A 16,854-nucleotide genomic window follows, 5' to 3' on the forward strand; every position below is an offset into this window, starting at 1 on the left:
GGAGGTCGCTTCTTTGGTCGATGTCAATAAGTTCGAAAGCATGCAGATCGGGCTGGCTTCACCTGATAAGATCCGTAGCTGGTCTTACGGGGAAGTCAAGAAGCCTGAAACCATCAACTACCGGACATTAAAGCCTGAAAAAGATGGGCTGTTCGACGAGCGGATTTTCGGTCCTACCAAGGACTGGGAATGTGCCTGTGGGAAATACAAGCGGATCCGTTACAAGGGTGTCGTTTGTGACCGTTGTGGGGTTGAAGTTACCCGTTCTAAGGTTCGTCGTGAACGGATGGGCCATATCGAATTGGCTGCTCCTGTAACCCACATCTGGTACTTCAAGGGTATTCCAAGTCGGATGGGCTTGGTCCTGGACATGAGTCCTCGTGCACTTGAAGAAATCATCTACTTTGCCTCATACGTTGTCCTGGATCCAGGTAACACGCCACTCGAAAAGAAGCAATTGCTTTCCGAACGTGATTACCGCGACAAGCTCGTTGAATACGGGCGTGACGCTTTCAAGGCCGAAATGGGTGCCGAAGCTATCAAGAAGTTATTGATGGCCGTAGATCTTGATAAAGAAGTCACTGAATTAAAAGAAGAATTGAAGGAAGCTACTGGTCAGAAACGGACGCGTGCCGTTCGTCGTCTGGACATTCTGGAAGCCTTCGTTACTTCAGGTAACCGTCCGGAGTGGATGGTAATGGATGCTATTCCGGTAATCCCACCTGATCTTCGTCCAATGGTACAACTCGAAGGTGGCCGTTTCGCGACGTCTGACCTGAACGACTTGTACCGGCGGGTTATCAACCGGAACAGCCGGTTGAAGCGTTTGCTGGACTTAAATGCACCTGGAATCATCGTTCAAAACGAAAAGCGGATGCTCCAAGAAGCCGTTGACGCCTTGATCGATAACGGTCGTCGTGGCCGTCCAGTGGCTGGTCCTGGTAACCGTCCATTGAAGTCTCTTTCACACATGTTGAAAGGGAAGCAAGGACGTTTCCGTCAAAACTTGTTAGGGAAGCGGGTTGACTACTCTGGTCGTTCCGTTATTGACGTAGGTCCTTCCCTCAAGTTCAACCAAATGGGTCTGCCAGTGCCAATGGCTTTGGAATTATTCCGGCCATTCATCATGAAGGAATTGGTTGCCCGTGGGTTGGCTTCAAACATTAAGAACGCTAAGCGCCAAATCGACCGTGAAGATGACGATGTCTTTAACGTTTTGGAAGACGTCATCAAGGAACACCCCGTTCTGTTGAACCGGGCCCCTACGCTTCACCGTTTGGGGATTCAAGCGTTCGAACCAGTCTTGGTTAGTGGTAAAGCTATGCGTCTTCACCCATTGGCTTGTGAAGCTTACAACGCCGATTTCGATGGGGACCAAATGGCCATTCACGTGCCTTTATCTGACGAAGCACAAGCTGAAGCACGTTTGCTGATGTTAGCTGCTCACCATATCCTGGCTCCTGCCAGTGGTAAGCCAGTTGTTGCGCCTTCTCAAGATATGGTTATCGGGAACTACTACCTGACCATGGAAGAAGATAACCGTGAAGGGGAAGGTATGATCTTTACCGACCTCAACGAAGCTGTTCTGGCTTACCGGAACGGTTTGGTTCACTGGCACAGTCGTGTGGGTGTTCAGGTTTCTTCCATGCCAGACAAGCCATTTACTGACGAACAACGTAGCAAGATTATGGTGACGACCGTTGGGAAGTTGATCTTCAACAACATCCTGCCTAAGTCATTCCCATACTTGAACGAACCAACTAGCACGAACTTGAATGGTGCCGTTCCAGATAAGTACTTCTTGGAACCTGGTGAAGACATTCATGATTACCTGCAAAATGCAGAAATCATTGGACCATTCAAGAAGGGCTTCTTGTCCGACATCATTGCTGCCGTTTACCAACAATACAAGGTTACGGCTACTTCAGAACTGCTTGACCGGATCAAGGACTTGGGTTACAACGAATCAACTAAGTCTGGCCTGACGGTTGGGATGGTCGATGTTACCGACTTGAAAGAAAAGCCAGAAATCATCGATGCTGCCCACAAGCAGGTTGCCACGGTCACGAAGCAATTCCGTCGTGGGTTGATTACGGATCACGAACGTTACGAACGGGTTATTGGTATCTGGAACGATGCCAAGGATGACATTCAAAACGCCTTGATTCACAGTTTTGACCAACAGAACCCTATCTTTATGATGAGTGATTCTGGTGCCCGGGGGAACATTTCTAACTTTACGCAGCTTGCCGGTATGCGTGGTCTGATGGCCGCACCTAGTGGTGACATCATGGAGCTGCCTATCACGTCTAACTTCCGTGAAGGCCTGTCTGTGATGGAAATGTTTATCTCGACCCATGGGGCTCGTAAAGGGATGACCGATACGGCCCTCAAGACTGCCAACTCAGGTTACCTGACTCGGCGGTTGGTCGATGTTGCCCAAGACGTTATCATTCGGGAAAAGGATTGTGGGACTGACCGTGGTTTGAAGATTCGTGCCATCACTGATGGAAACGAAATGATCGAACCATTGTACGACCGGATCTTAGGGCGTTACACCCAAAAGACCGTCTACGATCCAAAGACTGGGGACGTTATCGTTCCTAAGAACCAAATGATCGTTGAAGACACAGCACAAAAGATCGTTGATGCTGGTGTTGAAGAAGTTACCATTCGTTCCGCCTTTACTTGCAACACTGAACATGGTGTTTGCGAACATTGTTACGGCCGGAACATGGCTACTGGTGACGAAGTTGAAGTTGGTGAAGCTGTTGGGACTGTTGCCGCGCAATCTATCGGTGAACCTGGTACCCAGCTGACCATGCGTAACTTCCATACCGGTGGTGTTGCCGGGAACGAAGATATTACCCAAGGGCTTCCTCGTGTTCAAGAATTATTTGAATCTCGGAACCCTAAAGGTAAAGCTGAGATTACCGAAGTTACTGGGACGGTTGAATCAATCGAAGAAAACCCAGCTGAACGGACCAAGGAAATCACCATTAAGGGTGAAGCCGATACGCGGAGTTACACGTTACCGATCACTGCCCGCATGCGGGTTACTGAAGGCGACTTTATCCACCGTGGTTCTGCATTGAACTATGGGTCTGTTGATCCTAAGGAAATGCTGCGGGTTCGCGATGTCTTATCAACTGAAACTTACATCTTAGGTGAAGTTCAACGTGTTTACCGGATGCAAGGTGTTGCTATCAGTGATAAGCATGTGGAAATCATGGTTCGTCAGATGTTACGGAAGGTCCGCATCATGGACCCAGGTGACACTGATGTCTTACCTGGTACTTTGATGGATATTCAAGACTTCCGTCGCGCTAACTACCAGACGTTGATCGATGGTGGCATTGCTGCTACCGCACGTCCAGTTATCTTGGGGATTACCAAGGCTGCCTTGGAAACGAACAGTTTCTTGTCAGCCGCATCCTTCCAGGAAACGACGCGTGTCTTGACCGATGCAGCTATTCGGGGCAAGAACGATCCACTGGTTGGTTTGAAGGAAAACGTTATTATTGGGAAGATTATTCCTGCCGGGACTGGGATGCCAGATTACCGTCAGATCAAGCCCAAAGAAGTTGGCGGTACGTCAACCGAAGGCGTTTACTCTATCAGCGACTTAGAAAAACAAATGCAAGAAGACTCACAGGCTTAGTGACAACTAGGCAACGTGGTCGGGGGCTCGTCAGTGATGGCGGGCCCTTTTTGTGTTGAAATGCCGTTTGTATTGCGTTCGAGCTAGCGGGTTTCTGACCACAGCCACCAGCAAGTCGCACTGATGACTAGGTAGGGGAGAAAGGCGATGCGACGAGACGCACTTCGTTGTAAAAGGGCCAGCGTGCTAGCCAATAAGATCCAGCGGGCAGTCGCAGTCATTCCCCAGAGCAGGAGGTAGCTGAGCATCATTTCGCAATCGCCGTCGCCAAGCAAGGGTTGTCGCCAACGCGGCCACAGCAGTCGGATGCTTAGTGCGGCGATTAAGGTCAGTAGTATGGTGAGTGGCGTGTGTCCCCAAAGAACGAAGGGCAGGGTCGCGTAACTGATCCAGCCGGGAAAAGTTTGAGTGCGTGCGTCGCAGAGCGCGGCGAAGGCCCAGAGTCCTAACCAAATTAAGTGCGTGCCCGTAGTTGGGTGCAGCATCGTTAGCAGAAGGCCGACGGTGACTTCCATGATGAACGTCGTCGCGGGAATTGCTGTGTGACAGTAATGACAGCGTCCGCGAAGTAGTAGGTAACTGAACACGGGCACCAGTTGCCAGTGCGCCAAGGGTGTTTGACAGGTATCACAGTGAGAAGCGGGGTAGTAGGGAGACGCGTCGATGGCGTATCGGTCCGCCATGGCCGTTAACCAGGAGCCGATACAAGTGCCGTAAATGAATAGAATAATTGTCATGAAAGTTTCACCTCTATAGGTTAACTCCGTAAAAAATGTCGAAATGTTTCTGCAAAATTCGGCCGTGGCTGGTTGACAGGGGTTTTCTGGCATGGTATTCTATTCAAGGTGCTTTTCGCAGACAGGTCTCGGGTATTCATTACCGGACATGCTGACTGACGGCGGGGAGGACACTTCAATTAAATCTCCACATGGGTCGTCTTTTTTCTTTACAGGAAAATGAACCACCTGGATGTGTGGACTTAAAACTCTAGAAAGAATACGGAAAGGAGGACTATTTAGATGCCTACTATCAACCAATTGGTGCGTAAAGGTCGTAAATCTAAAAGTTCTAAATCAGATGCCCCAGCTTTAAACTACGGGTATAACAGTTTCAAAAAAGCTCAAGTTAAGAATCCAGCTCCACAAAAGCGTGGGGTTGCTACTCGTGTCGGTACCATGACACCAAAGAAGCCTAACTCTGCTTTACGTAAATATGCACGTGTGCGGTTGTCAAACTTAATTGAAGTGACTGCTTACATTCCTGGTATTGGTCACAACCTTCAAGAACATAGTGTTGTGCTTATCCGGGGCGGCCGGGTTAAGGATTTACCTGGGGTTCGTTACCACATTATCCGTGGTGCCCTCGATACTGCCGGTGTTACTGACCGTCGTCAAGGTCGTTCTAAGTACGGTACCAAGAAGCCTAAGGACTAGACCGAGACTACTAGATATAATAAGGGTTAGGCGCACGGTTGCCGTCGACTAACCTGTAACAGCATTTCAAGGAGGATATTATCAATGCCTAGAAAAGGAAACGTACAAAAGCGTGAAGTCCTTCCTGATCCAATTTACAATTCAAAGTTGGTCACTCGTCTGATCAACCATACGATGATGGATGGGAAACGTGGAACTTCAACTAAAATCATTTATGGTGCCTTCGACATCATTAAGAACGAAACTGGTAACGATCCAGTGGAAGTCTTCGAAGAAGCAATGAAGAACGTTATGCCAGTCTTGGAAGTTAAGGCTCGGCGTGTTGGTGGGTCAAACTACCAAGTTCCTATCGAAGTTCGGCCAGACCGTCGGACGACGTTAGGTCTTCGTTGGATGGTTCAGTACTCTCGTTTACGTGGCGAACACACGATGGTTGAACGACTTGCTCGTGAAATCATGGACGCTGCTAACAACACCGGTGCTGCCGTTAAGAAGCGTGAAGACACCCACCGGATGGCAGATGCCAACCGTGCCTTCGCTCACTACCGCTGGTAAGAGCAGCTATCGCACTGCTTTACTTGTAGTGTGATAAAATGTTAAAAGCAATGTGTCCTGAGGACTACTTGCTGCTAACTTAAGGGAGTAATCCTTTAATCCAGAGGTGGCTACTAAAATCAATTGCGATGTTAGTAGTCACTTTTTGGCACAATCTACGATCAATTTTGAGAGGAGTTACACATTAATCATGGCTAATACTCGTGAATTTCCGCTTGAGAAGACTCGTAACATCGGTATCATGGCTCATATTGATGCCGGGAAGACGACGACTACTGAGCGTATCCTGTATTATACTGGTAAAATCCACAAGATTGGTGAAACCCATGATGGGGCTTCACAAATGGACTGGATGGAACAAGAACAAGAACGGGGTATTACGATCACTTCTGCCGCTACTACTGCGGAATGGAAGGGTCACCGGATTAACATCATTGACACCCCAGGACACGTGGACTTCACTGTTGAAGTTGAACGTTCCCTGCGTGTGCTTGATGGTGCCGTAGCCGTCTTAGACGGTCAAGCCGGTGTTGAACCTCAAACCGAAACTGTTTGGCGTCAAGCCTCAGACTTCGATGTTCCTCGTATCGTGTTCGTTAACAAGATGGATAAGCTGGGTGCCGACTTCGACTTCTCAGTTAACTCTATCCACGAACGCTTACAAGCGAACGCCTTAGCCTTACAAATGGCTATTGGTGCTGAAGATGACTTTGCCGGTGTCGTAGACTTGATTGAAATGAAAGCCTACGTTTACGACAAGGATGCTTTAGGTGCCGACTGGGATACTGTTGATATTCCAGACGACATGAAGGAAGAAGCCCAAAAGCGTCATGAGGCTATGATCGAAAGCGTCGCTGATGTTGACGATGAAATCATGGAAAAGTACCTTGAAGGTGAAGAAATCACCAAGGCCGAACTGAAGGCCGCTATCCGTCGGGCAACGTTGAAGCTGGAATTATTCCCAGTCTTCGCCGGTTCTGCCTTCAAGGATAAAGGTGTTCAGATGTTGATGGATGCCGTTGTGGACTACTTACCGTCCCCATTGGATGTTAAGCCTTACAACGCGACTGTTCCTGATACTGAAGAAGCCGTTGAATTACGTGCCGATGATGATGCGCCATTCGCTGCCTTAGCATTTAAGGTTGCTACTGACCCATTCGTTGGTCGTTTGACTTACATCCGGGTTTACTCCGGTACTCTGGAAGCTGGTTCTTACGTCTTAAACGCGACGAAGGACAAGCGTGAACGTGTTGGTCGTTTGCTGCAAATGCATTCAAATCACCGTCAAGAAATTCCAGAAGTCTTCTCCGGTGATATCGCTGGGGCCATCGGTTTGAAGAACACCACTACTGGTGATTCTTTGACTGACCCAGATCACCCACTTCACTTGGAATCAATGGACTTCCCTGAACCAGTTATTCAGGTTGCCATTGAACCTAAGACGAAGGCTGACCAAGCCAAAATGAACGTTGCTCTTCAAAAGCTTTCTGAAGAAGACCCAACTTTAAAGGCTGAAACGAACCCTGAAACTGGTGAAACTTTACTTGCCGGGATGGGTGAACTTGCTTTGGATATCATCATCGATCGGATGAAGCGTGAATTCAAGGTTGAAGCTAACATTGGTGCCCCACAAGTTGCCTACCGTGAAGCCTTCACGAAGTCAACTAAGGTCCAAGGTAAGTTTGTTCGCCAATCTGGTGGTAAAGGTCAATATGGTGACGTTTGGATCGAATTCAGTCCTAACGAACGTGGTAAGGGTTACGAATTCGAAGACGCTATCGTTGGTGGGGTTGTTCCTCGTGAATTTATCCCTTCAGTTGACCAAGGTCTGAAAGAAGCCATGGCAAACGGTGTCTTAGCCGGTTACCCATTGGTTGACGTTAAGGCCAAGTTATACGATGGTAGTTACCATGAAGTCGATTCTAGTGAAGCAGCCTTCAAGGTTGCCGCATCATTGGCTTTACGGAAGGCTGTCCAAACTGCTGGCCCTGTTATTCTTGAACCAATCATGAAGGTTGATATCTTGGTTCCTGAAGAATACATGGGTGATATCATGGGCCAAGTTACCGCTCGTCGTGGTAAGGTTGATGGTATGGAAGCACGTGGTAACGCACAAATGATTCATTCATTCGTTCCGTTAGCTGAAATGTTTGGTTACGCTACGACGTTACGTTCTGCATCTCAAGGTCGTGGGACCTTTACCATGACGTTTGATCACTACGAACCAACGCCTAAGAGTGTTCAAGCTGACATTATCAAGAAGAATGGCGGCACTCCAGTCGAAGACTAGTCTGTCCTCACTCTTTAATAAGAAACGTCTGACCTCCGGGTTGGGCGTTTTTTTTTATGGAAAAATCCGACCCACATCCGACAACTCATCGTCACAGAACGTGGTGTCTTGCGTTATAATAATCTGTGCGTGCCTTGAGGGCTACGCGGACCTAGAGTATTGGAGAGTGAGTTATGGAAGAGTTATTCGAACGCGCTCCGATTCCACGGGCGTATTTTAAGCTGGCTTTACCGGTCGTTCTTGCGATGGTCGCCAGCATGATTTACAATTTGGCCGACACGTTCTTCGTTTCGCAAACCCAGAACACCAATTTAGTGGCAGGTGTCGCGCTGTGTACGCCATTATTTTCCTTATTAATTGCCTTAGGCGACATCTTCGGCTTAGGCGGGAGTTCATTAATTTCACGGTTGCTGGGTGAGAAGGCCTATGCAACCAGCAGTCGCGTTAGCAGTTTCTGTCTGTATGGTGCGGTGGTTATCGGTCTAGCGACAACGGTGGTGCTGTTAGTCTTTAGGCGACCCATTTTACAGTTGTTAGGGGCGACCACGGCAACGTACGCGTATGCCAAACAGTTTTACAGCATCATGGCGATTGGTGCGATGCCCATCATTGTCTCCATCGTTCCGGGCAATCTGATTCGCACGGAAGGGTTCGCCACTCAGTCCATGATTGGGACGATGGTCGGAACCGTTATTACGATTATATTGGATCCACTTCTGATCTTTCCGCTGGGAATGGGGGCAGCTGGGGCAGCGTTAGCAACGGTCATTGGCTACACGATATCCGCCATGATTCTGGTTGGGCTAACCAAACGTTATTGTCAGGTCATCTCAATTGATGTGAAGCAGAGTCGGATTAACGGGGGACTGATCCGTCAGGTCCTGTTTATCGGCATCCCAGGATCAATCACGAATCTCATGCAGGCATTTGGGACCACGATTCTAAATCGGTACCTGGTGGACTACGGGCCAACACGGGTGGCCGCGATGGGGATTGTCCTTAAGGTGTATATGATTGTGATGTTGGTGATGGTCGGCTTTGCTTTTGGGGCTCAGCCATTGATTGGTTATACGTTCGGTGCCAAAAACATGGCGCGGTTCAAAAAAATCTTACACTTTGATCTCATGGTGGAAGTCGTCTATGCGCTAGTGCTGGCAATCATCCTAATGGTCTTTGCACCGCAAATCATTGGTCTGTTCCTTCATAATACTGCGGTGGTTACGGCAGGAACGTATATGCTACGGGCATTCTTGCTAACGACGCCGTTTGTTGGGGCAATCCTAGTGTATACAACGGTGTTCCAGAGCACGGGGAAGGCGAGTGGTGCCTTCATCATGTCGATTGCGCGGCAGGGGGCCGTGTTCTACCTGGCCATTGTCATTGGAGCGCACGTCGCTGGCTATCATGGCGTCATCTGGGCGCAACCGATTGCTGATGTCCTAACCTGTGTCATTGGGTGGGGGTTAGCAAGATACCTATTTAATAGAAGAAACCGGGATTGACTCCAAATTAACTGAACTGACCCCTAGCTTTGAAATTGATTTGGATCAAGCTGTCAATGTTTTTTACAAAAAGATTTGAGAAATTCTGTTAAAACCCTTGTCAGTCGGCGTTTTATTTAGTATGATAGTCAAGTGCTGTATTTCCCCGAGCATTTTATGCCCCGGGGGTTCGGTTCAAAAGCTTAAGCGATGATGTGGGAGATTGCGACACGCCCGGCCGCTTTGCCATGAGGGCGTAGCGGGAATTTCCACGGAGTTAGTCTTATTTTTAAAATAGACGAAGGAGGGAACACAATGGCAAAACAAAAAATTCGGATTCGGTTGAAGGCATACGAACATCGCATCCTTGACCAATCAGCGGACAAGATTGTTGAAACAGCAAAGAGAACTGGTGCCGGCATCTCAGGTCCAATTCCTTTACCAACTGAACGGACGATCTACACCGTATTACGTTCACCACATAAGTTTAAGGACTCACGTGAACAATTCGAAATGCGGACGCACAAGCGTCTGATTGATATCGTTAACCCAACGCCAAAGACGGTCGACTCATTAATGAAGCTTGACCTGCCTAGCGGTGTTGATATCGAAATCAAGTTATAATTTCCAAAGCAAGTAAATTAATACAATATAATCGGAGGTGTACTCATGACCACTAAAGGAATCTTAGGGAAAAAGGTCGGGATGACGCAAGTCTTCACTGATGCTGGCGAATTAATCCCCGTTACTGTTGTCGAAGCAACGCCAAACGTTGTGTTACAAGTTAAGACGATGGAAAACGACGGTTACGAAGCCATTCAACTTGGTTACCAAGACAAGCGTGAAGTACTCAGCAACAAGCCCGAACAAGGTCATGTAGCAAAAGCAAACACGACTCCTAAGCGCTTCATTCGTGAATTCAGAGATGTTGAGCTGGGAGATTACAAGGTAGCAGACGAAGTTAAAGTTGATACCTTCCAAGCAGGAGACATCGTTGATGTCACTGGTATCACTAAAGGTCATGGATACCAAGGTAACATTCACAAAGACGGTCAAAGCCGTGGCCCTATGGCCCATGGTTCTCGTTACCACCGTCGTCCAGGTTCTCTGGGTGCCATCATTAACCGGGTATTCCCTGGTATGAAGCTTCCAGGTCGGATGGGTAACAAACAAGTTACTATCCAAAACCTTGTGATTGTTAAAGCTGACGTTGATAACAACGTTCTGTTGATCAAGGGTAATGTGCCTGGTGCTAACAAGTCACTCGTTACTGTTAAGAGTGCTGTTCGCCCACCACGCCCTAAGCAATCTGAAAAATAAATAGGAAGGGAGGATAATTAAATGACAAGCGTAGCATTATACAAACAAGATGGTAGCCAAAACGGCAACGTTGATTTGAACGCTGATATCTTCGGCATCGAACCTAACGAAAACGTCGTATTCGACACGATTTTGATGCAACGAGCTTCCATGCGCCAAGGAACCCACGCCGTTAAAAACCGGAGTGCCGTTCGTGGTGGTGGTAAGAAGCCATGGCGTCAAAAGGGTACTGGTCGTGCCCGTCAAGGTTCCATCCGTTCCCCACAATGGGTCGGTGGTGGTGTGGTCTTTGGACCAACCCCTCGTTCATACAGTTACCGCCTTCCTAAGAAGGTTGGCCGTTTAGCATTGAAGTCAGTTCTTTCACAAAAGGTTCTTGACGAGAGCTTAGTCGTTCTTGATGGCTTAGCATTCGACGCACCTAAGACGAAAGAATTCGCTGCAGTGTTGGCTGGTTTGAATGTCACTACTAAGACGTTGGTTGTCCTTGAAGACGACAACGTAACTGCTGCTTTAGCAGCCCGTAACTTAGCAAACGTTAAGGTTATTCCAGCCAAGAGCTTGAATGTCCTTGATATCGCTGATGCGGACAAGTTAGTGATTACCCAACCAGCTCTTTCTCAAGTAGAGGAGGTGCTCGCATAATGGAATCACGTGACATTATCTTACGCCCAGTTGTTACCGAAGCTACGATGGCAACTATGGACGACAAGCGTTACACCTTTGACGTTGACGTACGAGCAACCAAGACTCAAGTCAAGCATGCCGTAGAAGACATCTTTGACGTCAAGGTTGTTAAAGTTAACATCATGAATTTGAAAGGTAAGAAGAAGCGTCAAGGACGTTACGAAGGCTACACTAAGAAGCGTCGTAAGGCCATTGTCAGCTTATCTGCCGATTCAAAAGAAATCAAGTTATTCAACGAAGAATAAAATCTCAGATATAGGAGGGAAATAACGTGGCGATTAAGAAATACAAACCAACAAGCAATGGTCGTCGTAATATGACGAGCTTGGTTTACAAAGACGTCATCACTAAGACGACTCCTGAAAAGTCATTGCTTGATTCACAAAGTCACTCTGCTGGCCGTAACAACGCTGGTAAGATGACTGTCCGTCATCGTGGCGGTGGTAACAAGCGTCAATACCGGATCATCGATTTCAAGCGGATTAAGGATGATGTTCCAGCAACGGTTAAGGCTATCGAATACGATCCTAACCGGACTGCTAACATTGCATTATTAGTTTACGCTGATGGTGTTAAGTCATACATCATTGCACCTAAGGGCTTAAAGGTTGGCGCACAAGTTCAATCTGGTCCAGATGCTGATATCAAGATCGGTAATACTTTACCATTGAAGAACATTCCTTTTGGGACTGTCATTCACAACATCGAATTGAAGCCTGGTAAGGGTGGCCAATTGGTCCGTTCTGCTGGCACTTCAGCTCAATTGTTAGGTAAAGCTAACGACGAAAAGTACGTGTTAGTTCGTTTATCTTCCGGTGAAGTTCGGATGATCTTAAACGTTAACCGTGCAACTATCGGTGCCGTAGGTAACGAAGAACACGAATTGGTTAACGTTGGTAAAGCCGGCCGTAACCGTTGGGCTGGTCAACGTCCTCACGTTCGTGGTTCTGTTATGAACCCTAACGATCACCCACATGGTGGTGGTGAAGGTAAAGCACCTGTTGGTTTACCATCTCCTCTTTCTCCATGGGGTAAGAAGACTGTTGGTAAGAAGACACGTTCTAAGAAGAACAAGACTGAGAAGTTCATTGTTCGTCACCGTAAAGGTTCTAAGATGTAATCAACATCCGATACTTCGGATGTACAGAGACCTGGTTGTCATCGGCATTACCGATGCGCCACAAGTAGAGGAGGTTTCATAATGGGTCGTAGTTTGAAAAAAGGACCTTTCGCCGATGCGCACTTACTGAAAAAGGTTGATGCGCAAAAGGATCAAGACAAAAAGGCTGTCATCAAGACCTGGTCCCGTCGGTCTACTATTTTCCCTAGCTTTGTTGGTTTAACTATTGCTGTATATGATGGACGGAAGCACGTACCAGTTTTCGTTCAAGAAGATATGGTAGGCCACAAGCTTGGCGAATTCGTACCAACCCGGACATTCCGTGGTCATGGTGGCGACGACAAGAAAACTCGTTGATAAGGAGGATTTAACAAATGGCTGAACAAGTTACATCAGCGCAAGCAACTGCTAAAACAGTTCGTATTGCTGCTCGCAAAATTCGCCTTGTCATCGATCTTATCCGCGGCAAGAGCGTCGCTGAAGCAATTGCAATTTTAAAGTTCACACCCCGTGGAGCTTCACCGGTTGTGGAAAAAGTTTTAAACTCTGCTATTGCTAACGCAGAAAACAATTTTGATTTAGAACGTCAAGATCTAATCGTTAGCGAAGCCTATGTGAACGAAGGACCAACCCTCAAGCGGTTCCGTCCTCGTGCCAAAGGCTCTGCTTCACCAATCAACAAACGTACGAGTCACATTACGGTTGTTGTATCTGAAAAAGAGGAGGGATAACGCGTGGGTCAAAAAGTAAATCCAACTGGATTACGGGTCGGTATCATTCGCGACTGGGAAGCAAAGTGGTATGCTGAAAAGGATTTCGCTGCTTACCTGAAGGAAGACCTTCAAATCCGTAAATTTATCGAAAAGCGTCTCGTTGACGCATCTGTATCAACTGTTGAGATTGAACGGGCTGCAAACCGCGTCAACATCTCAATCCACACTGCCAAGCCAGGGATGGTTATTGGTAAGGGTGGTTCCGAAGTCGAAAATCTCCGTAAGGAATTGAACGACTTGACTGGCAAGCGTGTCCACATCAACATCGTGGAAATCAAAAAGCCAGACTTGGATGCCAAGTTGGTCGGCGAAAACATTGCTCGTCAATTGGAAGGCCGTGTTGCATTCCGTCGTGCTATGCGTGGAACGATGCAACGGACTATGCGTTCTGGCGCCAAGGGTGTTAAGACGCAAGTTGCTGGTCGTTTAAACGGTGCTGACATGTCCCGTGTCGAAAGCTATGCTGAAGGTACGGTTCCTCTGCACACGTTGCGTGCTGACATTGATTACGCTTGGGTTGAAGCGCACACTACTTATGGTTCTTTAGGTGTTAAAACCTGGATCTACCGTGGTGAAATTCTTCCCGAAAAGAAACAATCTAACGGACAAGGAGGGAAATAAACATGCTGGTACCTAAGCGAGTAAAGTTCCGTCGTGTCCACCGTGGTAAGCTTCGCGGCGAAGCCAAGGGTGGTAAGAGCGTTGCCTTCGGCGATTACGGTTTGCAAGCGTTGGATTCCAAGTGGATCACCAACCGTCAAATCGAAGCTGCCCGTGTGGCAATTACACGTTACATGAAGCGTGGTGGGAAAGTTTGGATTAAAATTTTCCCTCACAAATCCTACACTGCTAAAGGTGTTGGGGTTCGGATGGGTAATGGTAAAGGTACGCCTGATGGCTGGGTAGCCCCAGTTAAGCGCGGTAAGATTATGTTTGAAGTGGGTGGCGTTTCTGAAGAAACTGCCCGCGAAGCATTACGCCTGGCTGCCATGAAACTTCCCGTTCGTACGAAAGTTTTAGCACGAGAGGAAGTAGGTGGCGAATCAAATGAAAATTAAAGAAATCAACGAATTAACCACTGCTGAAATGCTCGATAAAGAAAAGAGCTACAAGGACGAATTATTTAACCTGCGTTTCCAATTAGCTACTGGTCAATTGGAAAACACTGCACGGTTGAAGCAAGTTCGCAAGAACATTGCGCGGATTAAGACCGCTCTTCGCCAACAAGAACTGAACAAGTAGAATACGATAAGAAGGAGGTCACTAATACATGAGTGATGCACGTAATAACCGCAAGGTTTACCGTGGTCGTGTCGTTTCCGACAAAATGGAAAAGACGATCACTGTCGTTGTAGAAACGACGAAGACTGATGCACGATATGGCAAGCGTGTCAAGTACTCCAAGAAGTACAAGGCACATGACGAAAACAACGAAGCCCACACAGGCGACATTGTTGAAATCATGGAAACTCGTCCTCTGTCTGCTACCAAGCGGTTCCGCTTAGTCGACATTGTTGAAAAAGCAGTAATCATTTAGGTGTCGTTTTATCGTATTCTGAATTAGAACTGAAGGGAGGACACTTACAGTGATCCAACAAGAAAGTCGCTTAAAGGTAGCTGATAACTCTGGCGCCCGCGAAATTTTGACCATTAAGGTTCTGGGTGGCTCCAAGCGTCGCTACGCCGGAATTGGTGATGTCATTGTCGCTACTATCAAACAAGCAACACCAGGTGGCGTTGTCAAAAAAGGTGACGTTGTGAAGGCCGTTGTCGTACGTACGAAGTCTCGTGTACGTCGTAACGACGGTTCATACATCAGCTTTGATGAAAATGCTGCAGTGCTGATCAAAGACGATAAGAGCCCACAAGGGACTCGGATCTTCGGACCAGTTGCACGTGAATTACGTGACAACGATTTCATGAAGATTATCTCATTAGCACCCGAAGTACTGTAATTAAGAAACGTTTAACAAGGAGGTGCCCACAGGAATGCTTATTAAAACTGGTGACAAGGTCCGCGTGATCGCTGGCAAAGATAAAGGCAAAGAAGGAACTGTATCTAAGGTCCTGAATGCTAAGAACCGCGTGATCGTTAAAGGTATCAACATGATTAAGAAGCACCAAAAAGCTACTCAATCAAACCCCCAAGGCGGGATCATTGATATCGAAGCGCCAATTCACGCATCCAACGTTATGCTCATCGATCCTTCGAACAACGAACCAACCCGGCTTGGCGTTCGAGTAGAAGATGGTCACAAAGTCCGTTTCGCTAAGAAGTCCGGCGAAACCATCGACAAATAATCTTTGAAAGGAGGAACATAATTTCATGTCAGCTCGTTTAAAAGAAAAATTCGTAAATGAAATTACCCCATCATTGGTGGAAAAGTTCAGTTACAGTTCTGTTATGCAAACGCCGAAGATCGAAAAGATCGTTTTGAACATGGGTGTTGGTGATGCTGTTTCCAACGCTAAGAACCTGGACGAAGCCGTTGAAGAGTTGGGTTTGATTTCTGGTCAAAAGCCATTGGTTACTAAGGCCAAGAAGTCAATCGCCACTTTCCGTCTTCGTGAAGGTATGTCAATCGGTGCTAAGGTTACCCTCCGCGGTGACCGGATGTACGAATTCCTGGACAAGTTAATCAACGTGTCATTGCCACGTGTTCGTGACTTCCGTGGTGTAAGTACCCGGGCCTTTGATGGTCGTGGGAACTACACTCTGGGTGTTAAGGAACAATTGATTTTCCCAGAAATTAACTTTGATAACGTTAACCGTGTTCGTGGTTTGGACATCGTTATCGTTACGACGGCTAACACTGATGAAGAGTCACGTGAATTACTGACTCAATTCGGTATGCCGTTTGCACACTAATAAAAGGAGGTTCACACAAATTGGCTAAGAAATCTCAAATTGCTAAGAACAAGCGTCCTGCGAAGTTCTCTACTCAGAATTATACTCGTTGCGAACGTTGTGGACGTCCACACTCTGTTTATCAAAAGTTCCATCTTTGCCGTATCTGCATGCGGGAATTAGCCCACAAGGGTCAAATTCCTGGCATGAAGAAGGCTAGTTGGTAAAACGGAATTTTAAACAAAGGGAGGGTAAACGTTAATGTCCATGACTGATCCTATTGCAGACTTCTTGACGCGGATTCGTAACGCGAACATGGTTCGCCACGAATCACTCGAAGTACCTGCATCTACAATTAAACGCGACATCGCTGAAATCCTGAAGCGCGAAGGTTTCATCCGCAACGTTGAATACATCGATGATGACAAGCAAGGCATCATCCGCGTATTCCTCAAGTACGGTAAGGATAACCAACGCGTCATCAGTGGTTTAAAGCGTATTTCAAAGCCCGGCTTACGTTCATACGTTAAGGCCGACGCTGTACCAAAGGTATTAAACGGTTTGGGTATCGCTATTATCTCCACCTCTGAAGGTGTAATTACTGATAAAGAAGCGCGCGCCAAGAAAATCGGTGGCGAAGTTCTCGCCTACGTTTGGTAAAACTTTTAAGAAGATAGGAGGTGCCT

Annotated in this window: 22 protein-coding genes; 21 read left to right on the forward strand and 1 reads right to left on the reverse strand. The window is 47.3% G+C overall.

What is annotated here, in order from left to right; all coding sequences use genetic code 11:
* Nucleotides 1-13 precede the first annotated feature (13 nt).
* Complete coding sequence (gene rpoC / locus JUF22_RS10970) at nucleotides 14-3,661, forward strand: DNA-directed RNA polymerase subunit beta' (RefSeq protein ID WP_203646228.1); 3,648 nt, start codon at nucleotides 14-16, stop codon at nucleotides 3,659-3,661.
* Between the two features lie 83 nt (nucleotides 3,662-3,744).
* On the opposite strand, the gene JUF22_RS10975 is transcribed toward rpoC, so the two are convergent.
* On the reverse strand, nucleotides 3,745-4,398 hold the full coding sequence (locus tag JUF22_RS10975) for a prepilin peptidase (protein WP_203646230.1): 654 nt from the start codon (nucleotides 4,396-4,398) through the stop codon (nucleotides 3,745-3,747).
* Nucleotides 4,399-4,680: 282 nt separating this feature from the next.
* On the opposite strand from JUF22_RS10975, the gene rpsL reads away from it, so the two are divergent.
* From rpsL to rpsH, 20 genes are all read left to right on the forward strand, one after another.
* Nucleotides 4,681-5,094: a 30S ribosomal protein S12 gene (rpsL, locus tag JUF22_RS10980; protein WP_125765160.1), complete on the forward strand. Its 414-nt coding sequence runs from the start codon at nucleotides 4,681-4,683 to the stop codon at nucleotides 5,092-5,094.
* A gap of 84 nt (nucleotides 5,095-5,178) precedes the next feature.
* Complete coding sequence (gene rpsG, locus JUF22_RS10985) at nucleotides 5,179-5,649, forward strand: 30S ribosomal protein S7 (RefSeq protein ID WP_020090150.1); 471 nt, start codon at nucleotides 5,179-5,181, stop codon at nucleotides 5,647-5,649.
* Between the two features lie 190 nt (nucleotides 5,650-5,839).
* Entirely contained in the window at nucleotides 5,840-7,939 is a 2,100-nt protein-coding gene (gene fusA, locus JUF22_RS10990; RefSeq protein WP_203646232.1) for an elongation factor G, read from the forward strand.
* Between the two features lie 173 nt (nucleotides 7,940-8,112).
* Nucleotides 8,113-9,441, forward strand: coding sequence for an MATE family efflux transporter (locus JUF22_RS10995; RefSeq protein WP_203646234.1), 1,329 nt, complete (start codon nucleotides 8,113-8,115; stop codon nucleotides 9,439-9,441).
* A gap of 294 nt (nucleotides 9,442-9,735) precedes the next feature.
* Nucleotides 9,736-10,044: a 30S ribosomal protein S10 gene (gene rpsJ / locus JUF22_RS11000; RefSeq protein ID WP_011668500.1), complete on the forward strand. Its 309-nt coding sequence runs from the start codon at nucleotides 9,736-9,738 to the stop codon at nucleotides 10,042-10,044.
* Between the two features lie 45 nt (nucleotides 10,045-10,089).
* Nucleotides 10,090-10,740, forward strand: a complete 651-nt coding sequence (gene rplC, locus JUF22_RS11005; protein ID WP_203646236.1) for a 50S ribosomal protein L3 — start codon at nucleotides 10,090-10,092, stop codon at nucleotides 10,738-10,740.
* Nucleotides 10,741-10,761: 21 nt separating this feature from the next.
* On the forward strand, nucleotides 10,762-11,385 hold the full coding sequence (rplD, locus tag JUF22_RS11010) for a 50S ribosomal protein L4 (RefSeq protein ID WP_203646238.1): 624 nt from the start codon (nucleotides 10,762-10,764) through the stop codon (nucleotides 11,383-11,385).
* Nucleotides 11,385-11,672, forward strand: coding sequence for a 50S ribosomal protein L23 (rplW, locus tag JUF22_RS11015; protein WP_125574885.1), 288 nt, complete (start codon nucleotides 11,385-11,387; stop codon nucleotides 11,670-11,672). The genes rplD and rplW overlap by 1 nt, the downstream gene beginning before the upstream one ends.
* 26 nt (nucleotides 11,673-11,698) lie before the next feature.
* The gene (gene rplB / locus JUF22_RS11020; protein ID WP_203646245.1) at nucleotides 11,699-12,547 is read left to right on the forward strand and encodes a 50S ribosomal protein L2; all 849 of its coding nucleotides are present in this window, start codon (nucleotides 11,699-11,701) and stop codon (nucleotides 12,545-12,547) included.
* An 81-nt stretch (nucleotides 12,548-12,628) separates the two neighbouring features.
* Nucleotides 12,629-12,904: a 30S ribosomal protein S19 gene (gene rpsS, locus JUF22_RS11025; protein WP_203646247.1), complete on the forward strand. Its 276-nt coding sequence runs from the start codon at nucleotides 12,629-12,631 to the stop codon at nucleotides 12,902-12,904.
* A gap of 17 nt (nucleotides 12,905-12,921) precedes the next feature.
* Nucleotides 12,922-13,278, forward strand: coding sequence for a 50S ribosomal protein L22 (gene rplV, locus JUF22_RS11030; RefSeq protein WP_203646254.1), 357 nt, complete (start codon nucleotides 12,922-12,924; stop codon nucleotides 13,276-13,278).
* Nucleotides 13,279-13,281: 3 nt separating this feature from the next.
* Nucleotides 13,282-13,941 carry a 30S ribosomal protein S3 gene (gene rpsC / locus JUF22_RS11035; RefSeq protein ID WP_125582378.1) on the forward strand — a complete coding sequence of 220 codons (660 nt, stop codon included), beginning with the start codon at nucleotides 13,282-13,284 and terminating at the stop codon, nucleotides 13,939-13,941.
* Nucleotides 13,942-13,943: 2 nt separating this feature from the next.
* On the forward strand, nucleotides 13,944-14,378 hold the full coding sequence (rplP, locus tag JUF22_RS11040) for a 50S ribosomal protein L16 (protein WP_125765153.1): 435 nt from the start codon (nucleotides 13,944-13,946) through the stop codon (nucleotides 14,376-14,378).
* Complete coding sequence (rpmC, locus tag JUF22_RS11045) at nucleotides 14,368-14,562, forward strand: 50S ribosomal protein L29 (protein WP_125582382.1); 195 nt, start codon at nucleotides 14,368-14,370, stop codon at nucleotides 14,560-14,562. The genes rplP and rpmC overlap by 11 nt, the downstream gene beginning before the upstream one ends.
* A gap of 28 nt (nucleotides 14,563-14,590) precedes the next feature.
* The gene (gene rpsQ / locus JUF22_RS11050) at nucleotides 14,591-14,857 is read left to right on the forward strand and encodes a 30S ribosomal protein S17 (protein WP_048735510.1); all 267 of its coding nucleotides are present in this window, start codon (nucleotides 14,591-14,593) and stop codon (nucleotides 14,855-14,857) included.
* A 49-nt stretch (nucleotides 14,858-14,906) separates the two neighbouring features.
* The gene (rplN, locus tag JUF22_RS11055; protein ID WP_048735513.1) at nucleotides 14,907-15,275 is read left to right on the forward strand and encodes a 50S ribosomal protein L14; all 369 of its coding nucleotides are present in this window, start codon (nucleotides 14,907-14,909) and stop codon (nucleotides 15,273-15,275) included.
* A 34-nt stretch (nucleotides 15,276-15,309) separates the two neighbouring features.
* On the forward strand, nucleotides 15,310-15,621 hold the full coding sequence (rplX, locus tag JUF22_RS11060) for a 50S ribosomal protein L24 (protein ID WP_125582384.1): 312 nt from the start codon (nucleotides 15,310-15,312) through the stop codon (nucleotides 15,619-15,621).
* A gap of 25 nt (nucleotides 15,622-15,646) precedes the next feature.
* On the forward strand, nucleotides 15,647-16,189 hold the full coding sequence (gene rplE, locus JUF22_RS11065) for a 50S ribosomal protein L5 (protein ID WP_125765152.1): 543 nt from the start codon (nucleotides 15,647-15,649) through the stop codon (nucleotides 16,187-16,189).
* A gap of 20 nt (nucleotides 16,190-16,209) precedes the next feature.
* Nucleotides 16,210-16,395, forward strand: coding sequence for a type Z 30S ribosomal protein S14 (locus JUF22_RS11070; RefSeq protein ID WP_082153261.1), 186 nt, complete (start codon nucleotides 16,210-16,212; stop codon nucleotides 16,393-16,395).
* 34 nt (nucleotides 16,396-16,429) lie between these two features.
* Complete coding sequence (rpsH, locus tag JUF22_RS11075; RefSeq protein WP_048735521.1) at nucleotides 16,430-16,828, forward strand: 30S ribosomal protein S8; 399 nt, start codon at nucleotides 16,430-16,432, stop codon at nucleotides 16,826-16,828.
* The last annotated feature ends 26 nt before the right edge of the window (nucleotides 16,829-16,854 follow it).

Source organism: Levilactobacillus lanxiensis, assembly GCF_016861655.1.
GTDB lineage: Bacteria > Bacillota > Bacilli > Lactobacillales > Lactobacillaceae > Levilactobacillus > Levilactobacillus lanxiensis.

Excerpts from the sequence above, each read along its gene's own strand:
- JUF22_RS10995 (WP_203646234.1), top strand. The coding sequence starts at position 8,113 with ATGGAAGAGTTATTCGAACGCGCTCCGATTCCACGGGCGTATTTTAAG.
- rpmC (WP_125582382.1), top strand. The coding sequence starts at position 14,368 with ATGAAAATTAAAGAAATCAACGAATTAACCACTGCTGAAATGCTCGAT.
- rplD (WP_203646238.1), top strand. The coding sequence starts at position 10,762 with ATGACAAGCGTAGCATTATACAAACAAGATGGTAGCCAAAACGGCAAC.
- JUF22_RS10975 (WP_203646230.1), bottom strand. The coding sequence starts at position 4,398 with ATGACAATTATTCTATTCATTTACGGCACTTGTATCGGCTCCTGGTTA.
- rplV (WP_203646254.1), top strand. The coding sequence starts at position 12,922 with ATGGCTGAACAAGTTACATCAGCGCAAGCAACTGCTAAAACAGTTCGT.
- rpsJ (WP_011668500.1), top strand. The coding sequence starts at position 9,736 with ATGGCAAAACAAAAAATTCGGATTCGGTTGAAGGCATACGAACATCGC.
- rplP (WP_125765153.1), top strand. The coding sequence starts at position 13,944 with ATGCTGGTACCTAAGCGAGTAAAGTTCCGTCGTGTCCACCGTGGTAAG.
- rpsG (WP_020090150.1), top strand. The coding sequence starts at position 5,179 with ATGCCTAGAAAAGGAAACGTACAAAAGCGTGAAGTCCTTCCTGATCCA.
- rpsH (WP_048735521.1), top strand. The coding sequence starts at position 16,430 with ATGTCCATGACTGATCCTATTGCAGACTTCTTGACGCGGATTCGTAAC.
- rpsS (WP_203646247.1), top strand. The coding sequence starts at position 12,629 with ATGGGTCGTAGTTTGAAAAAAGGACCTTTCGCCGATGCGCACTTACTG.
- rplC (WP_203646236.1), top strand. The coding sequence starts at position 10,090 with ATGACCACTAAAGGAATCTTAGGGAAAAAGGTCGGGATGACGCAAGTC.
- rplW (WP_125574885.1), top strand. The coding sequence starts at position 11,385 with ATGGAATCACGTGACATTATCTTACGCCCAGTTGTTACCGAAGCTACG.
- rplE (WP_125765152.1), top strand. The coding sequence starts at position 15,647 with ATGTCAGCTCGTTTAAAAGAAAAATTCGTAAATGAAATTACCCCATCA.
- rplX (WP_125582384.1), top strand. The coding sequence starts at position 15,310 with ATGCTTATTAAAACTGGTGACAAGGTCCGCGTGATCGCTGGCAAAGAT.
- rpsL (WP_125765160.1), top strand. The coding sequence starts at position 4,681 with ATGCCTACTATCAACCAATTGGTGCGTAAAGGTCGTAAATCTAAAAGT.
- rpsQ (WP_048735510.1), top strand. The coding sequence starts at position 14,591 with ATGAGTGATGCACGTAATAACCGCAAGGTTTACCGTGGTCGTGTCGTT.
- fusA (WP_203646232.1), top strand. The coding sequence starts at position 5,840 with ATGGCTAATACTCGTGAATTTCCGCTTGAGAAGACTCGTAACATCGGT.